Origin of the sequence: Acidovorax sp. 94 (assembly GCF_003634645.1) — a bacterium.
GTDB classification, from domain to species: domain Bacteria; phylum Pseudomonadota; class Gammaproteobacteria; order Burkholderiales; family Burkholderiaceae_C; genus Acidovorax; species Acidovorax facilis.
In genome coordinates, this window is the sequence record NZ_RBJA01000001.1 from 816120 (window position 1) to 825839 (window position 9720).

The following is a 9720-nucleotide window of genomic DNA, read 5'->3' on the forward strand; positions in this document are numbered from 1 at the left end:
CATCATGTCCCGAGGTATCTACGTTTCCCCCACCGAGTTCGTTTCCTTTGCGGAAACGCGCAAGCGCAGCAGCCTTTCTGAAGAGATCGCCACGCGCGATCGCAGCATGGACATGGCGTTTGGGTTCATCCTTCCGAACCCCGACCCGATCTTGAAGCGCCAGGGCAAGGACATCAGCGTTTATCGCGATATGCGCAGCCGCGCGTCTATCGGTGGCCCCATTCGTCGACGCAAAGCCGCCGTCAAGGGGCTGGAATGGAGGGTGGAACGGGGCAAGGCCAGCGCCCGCGTCACGCGCCTGTGCACCGACGTGCTGGCGACCTATGACATGGACAGGTTGATCAATGAGATCACCGATGCGGTGCTGTTCGGCTACCAGCCCTTGGAGCTGATGTGGGGCAACTTCAACGGTGCAATGGCGCCCCTGGAGGTGATCGGTAAGCCGCAAGAGTGGTTCACTTTCGACAACAACGCCCAGTTGCGGTTTCGCAGCCGCCAGCAGCCCTTGCATGGTGAAGAGCTGGAGCCCCGCAAGTTCCTGCTTGCTCGGCAAGAGGCGAGCTATGCCAACCCCTACGGCTTCGCTGACCTGTCCATGTGCTTTTGGGCGGATACCTTCATGCGGGGTGGCCTCAAGTTCTGGGTGACCTTCACCGAGAAATACGGCACGCCCTGGCTGGTGGGAAAGCAGCCGCGCGGCACGCCGGGCCCGGAGGTAGACAAGCTGCTCGACAAGCTGGAGGCGATGATCCAGGACGCCGTGGCGGCCATCCCCGACGACTCCAGCATTGACATCCTGGAGGCGAGCGACAAAGGTGCGAGTGCGGATCTTTACGAGCGCCTGTTGATGTACTGCCGCTCGGAGATAAACATTGCTCTGCTGGGCCAGAACCAGAGCACAGAGGCCAGTGCGAACAAGGCCAGCGCAACGGCCGGGCTTGAGGTGACTGGCACCATTCGGGATGGCGACGCGAAGCTGTCCGCGGCCACGGTCAATCAGCTGCTGCGCTGGATCACGGACCTGTACGACGGCGAGCAGGCACCATCCCCGACCTTCGAGCTGTTTGAGGAAGAAGACGTCAATGTCAAGCAGGCCGAGCGGGACGAGATGCTGAAACGGGCGGGGTTGAACTTCCAGCCCCAATACTGGAAGCGCGTCTACAAGCTGCAAGATGGCGATATTGCGGAAACCGCTGAGGCGACCGCCAAGCCAACGCCTGCCGCGTTGCCCGTGCCCGCTGCGGAATTTGCCGAGGGCAGCCAAGTGCCAGCGATCAGCGCCAGCAAGGTTTCAGCGGGCGGGGCGGCTGTGATCAGCTCTTGGTTGCGTGATCTGCGCAGCCTGGTGGAAAGCTACTCGGACCCGCAGGAGCTGCAAAACGCGCTCTTGGAGGCCTATAGCGAGCTGCCTACGGCGGACCTTACCGAGCTGATGGCGGTGGCCTTCGAACTGGCCCACCTGCAAGGACGCGACCAGGCCGCACAGGAGGTGCCCCGTGGCTGATATCGGGGAGGCGGCTCGCTCCACGGTGGAAGGCGCTCGCCAGGAGTTCTTGGAACAGATCGAGTTTCTGCGCCGAAAGCTCAACCTGCCGAGTGAAACCTGGCGCGACATTCAGCGTGCTGCCCATGATCGCGCCTTTGTGGTGGCGGGCGCGACCAAGGCCGACCTGTTGCACGACTTGCGCAAAGCGGTGGACAAGGCCGTTCAGGGCGGCTCTATTGGGGAGTTTCGCAAGAACTTTGCGGAAATCGTGGCAAAGCACGGTTGGACGGGCTGGACTGGCGAAGGCACCAAGGCGGGTGAGGCCTGGCGCACGCGGGTGATCTATCAAACCAACCTGATGACTTCATACGCAGCCGGGCGCCGGGCCCAGCTGCTTGACCCTGACCTGGTCAAGCGCAGGCCGTTCTGGCGCTATGTGCACAACGACAGCGTGACGCACCCCCGGCCGCACCACAAGCGCTGGGGCGACATGCGGCTGACGCTGCGCCATGACGACCCGTTTTGGAACACGCACTTCCCCCCCAATGGCTGGGGTTGCAAATGCCGCGTTGTGGCTGTGGCCGCGCCGGGCGATGGCGACGCAACGACGCCGCCAGAGGGCTGGACGGAGACCGACCCGGCTACTGGCGCCCCAGTGGGCATTGACGAGGGCTGGGACTATGCGCCGGGCGCCCGAGCTGATGACGATCTGCGCACTTTCGTCCAGGAGAAGTTGATCGACTACCCCCCGGCGATCAGCAAGGCTCTGTCGGCCGACGTGAATCGCTACATCAATGCAGATGACAAGGTGCCCGACTTTGTGCGCGACGTGCTTGCCGACCGCCAGCGGCGTAATCCGCTCTGGCTGGGATTTGTGGAGCGCCCTGACTGGATTGCCGAGACCCTCGACTTGGACACAAAGGGCTACACCGTGCTGCTGCCAGCCGATGCCCCCCGCCACGTGCAGGCTTCGCACGGCTTTGACGGTGGTGGCCAGCGGCCCGCGCAGCCCGGAGACTTTGCTCTGCTGGAGTCAGTGCTGAATGACCCGGATTCGTTGCGCGCGGGCGAGAAGTCGCGGCAAGGCAACCCCACGCTGGTGGCTACCAAGGTCATTGGCGGGGAGACGTTTCGTGCGGTGTGGGAAGTGTTGTCGGGCAAGCGCAATCGCTCGCTGTCGCTGACCAGCTTGGTGATCAAGACCGCCAAATGAAAAAGCCTTGCACCCCTCAACCTAGAACGTCTGCTGACGGAACCGGGTTTAAACACCCGGGGGTTGATGCTGTGCAAGGCACGTTGATTTTAGCCAGGAGGCCAGCATGGCGCAATTGATCGAGTTGACCGACCGGAGCGCCCTGGACTATCTGCATGGGTTCGTGGCGCGGGCAAAGGATATGCGGCCGGTGTTGAAGCAGATCGGCGCCGATATGCAGGAATCGACGATTCAACGATTCTCGACCGCGACCGCGCCTGATGGGAGCGCCTGGGCTCCGAACAGTGCAGTGACACTGGCGAGGTACAGCGCCATGTTCGCCCGGAAGAAGGACGGAGGGCTGACCAAGGGCAGCGCGTCCAAGCTGGCAAATAAAAAACCCGGTACCGGTGAGACCCGCGCACTCGGCACCACCATCAATTACCAGATCCAGGGCGACGACGCTGTGGCCATCGGCAGCCCATTGATCTACGCGGGCACCTTCCATTACGGGGCGAAGTCGGGGGAGTTCGGATTTGGTTTCTACGCGACCCGTGAGGGGAGTTTTCCGCTGCCCTGGGGGGATGTTCCGGCGCGGCCGTTCTTGGGCGCGTCAGACGATGACAAGGCCAACATCGTTGACCTGGTGAATTCCTATTTGATGGAGGGCTGAAGCATGAATGGCTTCTTTCAGCTCTGCGCGGCCGTTTTGTTCCTGCTCTGGGAGCGGGGGCGGTTGCTGCGCGGCGCCTGGCGGCGCCGGGAGTGGCGCAACGTCGCGGTGCAGGGCTTCTGGTTCGTCTTGGCTCTGTTGGTAGCCCTGGCTGGGCCGGTTGCGGCGGGTATCATGGCCGCGATGGCTTGATGCCCGACCCCCAAACCGAAAAAGGCGCCAAAACGGCGCCGATTTTTCTTGTGCTGCGTGTTTTCGTGTTGGGAAAGAGATTTGCAGATTCACCAGCCCACATTGCCCCTGCTCTTCCCGTTTCTTCCCATTTATCGCGCCGCCCACTCTTTCTTTATCTCACTCCCGTTCAGCAGGCGTGCACATGTTCTGCAGAAATATGAGTGAAAACAGCCTCTGGCGCTTATTGGTAAAGCACTGATAGCTATTAAATACAGAGCGGACTTTCCAGCCCCACCGTCTCGTGCTGGTGGTGGACGCATGCTGTGGGCAGGAGCTGGAAGACATAGCGCTGGTGCCTCCCGGCTGGCGGTTTGACGGCGTGGATCCCAGCCAGCCCATGCTCGACCTGGCGGTGCAGCGGCTACAGAGCGCTGGCGTGCCCAGCGACCGCGTGGCGCTGCACCACGGCTATGTGCAGAGCGCACCGCCCGGGCCGTTTGATGGCGCGACGTGCCTGCTGGCTTTTCACTTTGTGCCGCGCGAGGAGCGTGCGGCCATGGCGGCGGAGATCCGGCGGCGGCTCAAGCCCGGGGCGCCGCTGGTGGTTGCGCATCTGAGCGTGGCGGATGGTGCAGGCCCAGGCGGTGAGGGCGGGGCAGGGGAGCGCGACCTGTGGTTGTCGCGTTATGCGGTGTTTCAGGTGGCGTCCGGCGTGCCGCCGGAGCATGCGACCAGGGCGCGGGACAAGGTGGCTGCAGAGCTGGCCGTTCTGACGCCGGAGGAGGATGAGGCTATTTTGCGAGAGGCGGGGTTCAACGATGTGCAGATGTTTTACATGGGGTTTGCGTTCAGGGGTTGGGTGGCTACTGCCGAGTGGACCAGATTTGTTAGTTAAACGCAGAGTAGAAAATACAGTTGGGAGTCAGCGCTATTTTTATTTGAATTTAAGGCAATGCGCACGAAGGAAAGATTATAAGAAAATATCCTGATCTGGGGCGCATTGCGCTCTGATAAATCCTATTTTGCCGATCTTCTAGTAATTGTTTTTTTTGTGGTTGCGTTTATTTTAGTTTTCGGAGTAGCCGGTTCTTTGTCTTTTGTTTTATTTTCATCTTTCTTTTTTGTGAGGTGAATTTCACGCTCCATTTGTGCCAAAAACGCGTTTCCTGCGGCAGAGACATAGCTTCTTCTATATCGAGTGCCAGGCACTTCTTCATTAATTACTAGGCCATGCACCTGAAGTTTTGGGCAAATGTTGTGATAAAAAAATGACTCGCTAGGGCTGGAGGTTGCTGCATTGGTCACGCCATTTATAAGGGCATCACGACCGCCATAAAAAAGTTGAAGTAAACTGATGGGTGTTTCGTTGCCTTTTGCAAGTGTGGCTGGTATTTTTATTTCTATTTCTTTGAGAATGTTTTTTAACTCGGTAAATTTCTCAATATTATTTTCTTGCTTCGCTGCGGCTGGACTTCGTGCCTCATTTTTGGCAACTTGCTCTTTCAGGGCCTTATTTTCCTCTGATAGTTTCTTGATTTCTTCAAACAATGGCAATGTGTCGACCACTTCGTCCGCAGAGACCCATCCTTTTAATTCCCTCTTGGAGGAGAAATCTGCCAAGCTCTCATGTACGCAAAGTTTTATGTCTTTGTAGTCATCAAAAAACGAAGACATATTGGTAAGGACTTTTTGTCTAAAAAGTGCTAACTCCTTAGGATTTTCTTTTTCTCCAAAAACAGTGCCTTTGGAGCGAATTTTTTGCTCGAGGGCTTGTTCGGTTATGACTACTGCAAATGCTGGTTTGCCCTGTTCGTGTGCGTAGTCATATTCAAGCTCGGTATAGCTAATGCCGGATGTTTTTTCAACGGAGCCATAACGTCCACCGAGAATAAGCATGTAGACGTCAGATTCGTCAATCCAATTCTTGATGATGGTCATTTGTGATTGATCTCCGGATGTAAATAATTCCATTCCGGCGGGGATGTGGCCTGCCTTTAATATGGCGCTAACAGCGGCTTGTCTTTCTTCTTGTAAATCGCTGTACGTGCTGGATATAAAAACCTGTAATTTTCTTTTCATGAAAAATCCCTTCTTAAGCTGGTTTTGTGAAATTGTTTTTGAATAACTTGAGAGCAAGGCCTACTGCTTGTGGATTGCCCGACAAGAAGCGTCACTTATGAGTGCGTTTCAGTGCTGTATGGCCTGCGTAGGATGATTTATACGCGAGCGCTCGATCTCGAACTAATTTTCGTTGAGCTTTGAGCTAATTTTGGCCAAAGTTAAGTCTTGCCCGGCCAAAGTAGACCGCATAGCATCCCTGTCAAGCACCCACCCCCATGAGGTGCTGCACAAAAACATGACAGGAGACAAGCCTTGCCATCCACCCGCTGGAGTCACTGCGGCACCGAAGACCTGGACGTCTTGCAGACCATCTTCTGGTCCGCAGGCGCGTCGCGCAATGCGCTCGCGCAGCGCCTGGCCTATTCCAAGAGCAAGGCCAACGCCATGGTCGCGGCGCTGCTCGATGAAGGCCTGCTCGACGAGGTGGGCCTGCAGGAATCCTCTGGCGGCCGGCGTGCCGAAACCCTCCGACTGAGCGAAACCCTGGGCGTGGTGATTGGGGCCGACCTGGGCGCGACCAGCATGCAGGTCGCAGTCATGCGGCCCGACATGACAGTGCTGGCGCGGCACCGCGAGCCGATTGATGTGCGCCAGGGGCCGGGCGTGATCCTGGCGCGGGTGCGGGGGCTGATGCGCGAGCTGTTGGCGCGCTGCGGGCTGGCCGCCCATCAGGTGATTGCCATTGGCATGGGCGTGCCGGGGCCGGTGGATTTTGAAAGCGGGCAGCTCGTCAACCCGCCGCTGATGCCCGACTGGGACGGTTTTTCCATCCGCGACTACCTGCGCGAGGCGTTTGCCGCGCCGGTGTTTGTGGACAACGACGTGAACCTGATGGCGCTGGGCGAGATGTACCGGCTGCAGCGCAATCTGCCCAACTTCTTGGTCATCAAGGTGGGCACGGGCATTGGCTGCGGCATCGTGTGCCACGGGCAGGTGTACCGGGGCGCCAATGGCTCGGCGGGCGATGTGGGCCACATCTGTGTGGACCAGCATGGCCCGCGCTGCCACTGCGGCAACCAGGGCTGTGTGGAGGCGATGGCCGCAGCGCCCGCCATGGCGCGCATGGCCACCGAGGCCGCGCAGCGCGGCGAAAGCGTCATGCTGGCGGAGCGGCTGCAAAGCACCGGCACGCTGACGATTGAAGACGTGGCCCAGGCCAGCCGCACGGGCGATGTGGCGGCCAACGCGATCATCCAGCGCGCGGGCAGCCTGGTGGGGCAGATGCTGGCGTCCATCGTCAACTTCTTCAACCCGTCGCATGTGTTCATTGCGGGGCGGGTGACGGACATGGGGCCGCTGTTCCTCGCGTCGGTGCGGCAGAGCGTGTACCACCGGTCGCTGGCGCTGTCGACGCGGCACTTGGAGATTCAATACGCCCCCCTGGCCGACGATGCCGGTGTGGTGGGCGCGGGCGTGCTGGCGATGCAGGAGAGCCTGTCGCGCGCGGGCTCGGTGACGGGTGTGGGCGCTGGAGCAGTCGTAGGAACAGGGGCAGCGCGATGAGCGTAGCCGTCGAGTTCCGCAACGTCACCAAAGAGTTTGGCCCGGTGCGCGTGCTGCACGGCGTGGGCTTTGCGCTGCAGCCGGGCCGCGTCTATGGCCTGCTGGGCGAGAACGGCGCGGGCAAGTCCACGCTGATGAAGATTCTGGCGGGGTACGAGAGCCCCACCACTGGCGAGGTGGTAGTGGACGGCGCGGTGCGCGCACCGGGCGGCGGCTCGCGCGCGGCCGAGGCGCAGGGCATTGTGCTGATCCACCAGGAGTTCAACCTGGCGGACGACCTGACGATTGCGCAGAACATCTTCTTGGGCCACGAGATCAAGCGCGGCCCCTTCCTCGACGACAAGGCGATGCGCGAGAAGACGCGCGAGGCGCTTGCCAAGGTAGGCCTGCCGCTGGACCCGGACACACGGGTGCGCAAGCTCATCGTAGCCGAAAAACAGCTGGTGGAGATTGCCCGCGCGCTGGCCCGCAATGCGCGCCTGCTCATCATGGACGAGCCTACCGCCACGCTGACCCCGGGCGAAACGGAGCGCCTGTTTGCGCTGATGGCCGGGCTCAAGGCCGCGGGCGTGACCATCATCTACATATCGCACAAGCTCGACGAGGTGGAGCGCACCACCGACGAGGTGGTGGTGATGCGCGACGGCCTGCTGGTGGCGCGCGAGGCCACGGCCAGCGTGACCCGGCGGCAGATGGCCAACCTGATGGTGGGCCGCGAGCTGGCGGATTTGTTCCCGCCCAAGTTGCCCGCGCCGCAGGATGGCGCACCGGCCATCAAGGTGCGCGGCCTCACGGTGCCGGGGTGGGCTGAGGGCGTGGACTTTGAGGTGCGGCGCGGCGAGATTCTGGGCTTTGCCGGGCTGGTGGGCGCTGGCCGTACCGAGCTGTTCGAGGGCCTGCTGGGCCTGCGCGCGCGCTCGGCCGGCACGGTGGAGCTGGCGGGCAAGCCGGTGAATTTGAAAAGCCCGCGCGATGCGGCGCGCCATGGCCTCACGTACCTGAGCGAAGACCGCAAGGGCAAGGGCCTGCATGTGCACTTTGGCCTGCGGCCCAACCTGACGCTGATGGCGCTGGAGCGCTATGCCAAGCCCTGGCTAGACCCGGCGGCCGAGCAGGCTGCGCTGCGCGATGCAGTGCAGGAGTTCGGCATCCGCACCGGGTCGCTCGATGTGCGCGCGTCGTCGCTGTCGGGCGGCAACCAGCAAAAGCTGGCGCTGGCCAAGGTGCTGCACCCCGGCCCCAGCGTGGTGGTGCTGGACGAGCCCACGCGCGGCGTGGACGTGGGCGCCAAGCGCGAGATTTATCACCTGGTGCAGCGCCTGGCAGAGCAGGGGCTGGCGGTGGTGGTGATTTCGTCCGAACTGATGGAGCTGATCGGCCTGTGCCACCGCGTGGCGGTGATGCGCGCCGGGCGGCTGCAGACCACGCTCCAAGAGCCAAATTTGACCGAAGAGGAGTTGATCGCACATGCCACAGGTACCCGCTGAAAACGCCACCACTGCAGCGGGCCGCCACGGCGGCGCCACGGCCTGGTGGGGCAAGCTGCACGGGCTGGGCCCGGTCATCGGGCTGGTGCTGCTGTGTTTTGCCGGCACGCTGCTCAACAGCAACTTCGCCACCTACGACAACGTGATGAACGTGCTCACGCGCACGGCCTTCATCGGCATCATCGCGGTGGGCATGTGCTTTGTGATCATCTCGGGCGGCATCGACCTGTCGGTGGGGTCGATGGCGGCGCTGATCGCAGGCTCGGTCATCTTGTTCATGAACGCAATGGCGCCCCTGCTGGGCTCGCCCATGGCCGCCGTGGCAGTGGGCATGCTGCTGGCGGTGGTGCTGGGCGCGGTGTTCGGGCTGGTGCATGGGCTGCTCATCACCAAGGGGCGCATCGAGCCCTTCATCGTGACGCTGGGCACGCTGGGCATCTTCCGTGCGTACCTCACGTACTTCTCCAACGGCGGGGCCATCACGTTGGAGAACGATCTGTCGGACATCTACAGCCCGGTGTACTACGCCAACCTGTTGGGCGTGCCCATCCCCGTGTGGATCTTCCTGCTGGTGGCTGTCATCGGCGGCGTGATCCTGAACCGCACGGCCTATGGCCGCTATGTGCAGGCCATCGGCTCCAACGAGCAGGTGGCGCAGTACGCGGCGGTGGATGTGCACAAGATCAAGATCCTCACGTACATGCTGCTCGGCGTGTGCGTGGGCATTGCCACGCTGCTGTATGTGCCGCGCCTGGGGTCCGCATCGCCCACCACAGGGCTGCTGTGGGAGCTGGAGGCGATCGCCGCCGTCATTGTGGGCGGCACGGTGTTGAAGGGCGGGGCGGGAAGCATCACCGGCACGGTGGTGGGCGCCATCTTGCTCTCGGTCATCAGCAACATCCTCAACCTCACCAGCATCATCAGCGTGTACCTGAATGCGGCGGTGCAGGGCTTCGTGATCATCGCGGTTGCCTTTATGCAGCGCGGAAAACGGTGATCAATTTTCGGGATTGGTTTTCTCGGTACGTCGTTTGACTTTCGTGTTCCCCAGCCGGCCAGCTTCCATGGCCATATTCCAAAGCAA

The 9720-nt window shown here is 61.3% G+C and carries 9 protein-coding genes; 8 read left to right on the forward strand and 1 reads right to left on the reverse strand.

Translation table 11 applies throughout. From position 1 onward, the window contains the following. The first annotated feature begins 4 nt into the window (after nt 1-4). The 5 genes from C8C94_RS03885 to C8C94_RS03905 all read left to right on the forward strand — a co-directional run bounded on the left by C8C94_RS03885 (nt 5) and on the right by C8C94_RS03905 (nt 4420). Nucleotides 5-1504: a DUF935 domain-containing protein gene (locus C8C94_RS03885; RefSeq protein ID WP_121419791.1), complete on the forward strand. Its 1500-nt coding sequence runs from the start codon at nt 5-7 to the stop codon at nt 1502-1504. Then, the gene (locus C8C94_RS03890) at nt 1497-2699 is read left to right on the forward strand and encodes a phage minor head protein (RefSeq protein ID WP_121419792.1); all 1203 of its coding nucleotides are present in this window, start codon (nt 1497-1499) and stop codon (nt 2697-2699) included. Before C8C94_RS03885 ends, C8C94_RS03890 begins: the two co-directional genes overlap by 8 nt. Nucleotides 2700-2805: 106 nt before the next feature. Further along, the gene (locus tag C8C94_RS03895; RefSeq protein WP_121419793.1) at nt 2806-3351 is read left to right on the forward strand and encodes a phage virion morphogenesis protein; all 546 of its coding nucleotides are present in this window, start codon (nt 2806-2808) and stop codon (nt 3349-3351) included. A gap of 3 nt (nt 3352-3354) precedes the next feature. Beyond that, entirely contained in the window at nt 3355-3543 is a 189-nt protein-coding gene (locus C8C94_RS03900; RefSeq protein ID WP_121419794.1) for a hypothetical protein, read from the forward strand. Between the two features lie 283 nt (nt 3544-3826). Further along, the gene (locus tag C8C94_RS03905) at nt 3827-4420 is read left to right on the forward strand and encodes a class I SAM-dependent methyltransferase (RefSeq protein WP_121419795.1); all 594 of its coding nucleotides are present in this window, start codon (nt 3827-3829) and stop codon (nt 4418-4420) included. A gap of 122 nt (nt 4421-4542) precedes the next feature. Here C8C94_RS03905 and C8C94_RS03910 read toward each other — a convergent pair whose 3' ends face one another. Continuing rightward, a complete protein-coding gene (locus C8C94_RS03910) occupies nt 4543-5604 on the reverse strand; it encodes a DUF4062 domain-containing protein (protein WP_121419796.1) in 1062 nt (353 codons plus the stop codon). Between the two features lie 294 nt (nt 5605-5898). On the opposite strand from C8C94_RS03910, the gene C8C94_RS03915 reads away from it, so the two are divergent. Genes C8C94_RS03915 through C8C94_RS03925 form a run of 3 tightly spaced genes read left to right on the forward strand, consistent with a single transcriptional unit; the run spans nt 5899 to nt 9633 of the window. After that, on the forward strand, nt 5899-7149 hold the full coding sequence (locus C8C94_RS03915; RefSeq protein WP_370449727.1) for an ROK family transcriptional regulator: 1251 nt from the start codon (nt 5899-5901) through the stop codon (nt 7147-7149). Beyond that, complete coding sequence (locus C8C94_RS03920; RefSeq protein WP_121419797.1) at nt 7146-8636, forward strand: sugar ABC transporter ATP-binding protein; 1491 nt, start codon at nt 7146-7148, stop codon at nt 8634-8636. The genes C8C94_RS03915 and C8C94_RS03920 overlap by 4 nt, the downstream gene beginning before the upstream one ends. Then, nucleotides 8617-9633 carry an ABC transporter permease gene (locus C8C94_RS03925; RefSeq protein WP_199731185.1) on the forward strand — a complete coding sequence of 339 codons (1017 nt, stop codon included), beginning with the start codon at nt 8617-8619 and terminating at the stop codon, nt 9631-9633. The genes C8C94_RS03920 and C8C94_RS03925 overlap by 20 nt, the downstream gene beginning before the upstream one ends. Nucleotides 9634-9720: the final 87 nt, after the last annotated feature.

Bases quoted from the DNA above. Each gene is read 5' to 3' on its own strand.
- C8C94_RS03910 (WP_121419796.1), bottom strand. From the start codon at position 5,604: ATGAAAAGAAAATTACAGGTTTTTATATCCAGCACGTACAGCGATTTA.
- C8C94_RS03885 (WP_121419791.1), top strand. From the start codon at position 5: ATGTCCCGAGGTATCTACGTTTCCCCCACCGAGTTCGTTTCCTTTGCG.
- C8C94_RS03900 (WP_121419794.1), top strand. From the start codon at position 3,355: ATGAATGGCTTCTTTCAGCTCTGCGCGGCCGTTTTGTTCCTGCTCTGG.
- C8C94_RS03895 (WP_121419793.1), top strand. From the start codon at position 2,806: ATGGCGCAATTGATCGAGTTGACCGACCGGAGCGCCCTGGACTATCTG.
- C8C94_RS03925 (WP_199731185.1), top strand. From the start codon at position 8,617: ATGCCACAGGTACCCGCTGAAAACGCCACCACTGCAGCGGGCCGCCAC.
- C8C94_RS03920 (WP_121419797.1), top strand. From the start codon at position 7,146: ATGAGCGTAGCCGTCGAGTTCCGCAACGTCACCAAAGAGTTTGGCCCG.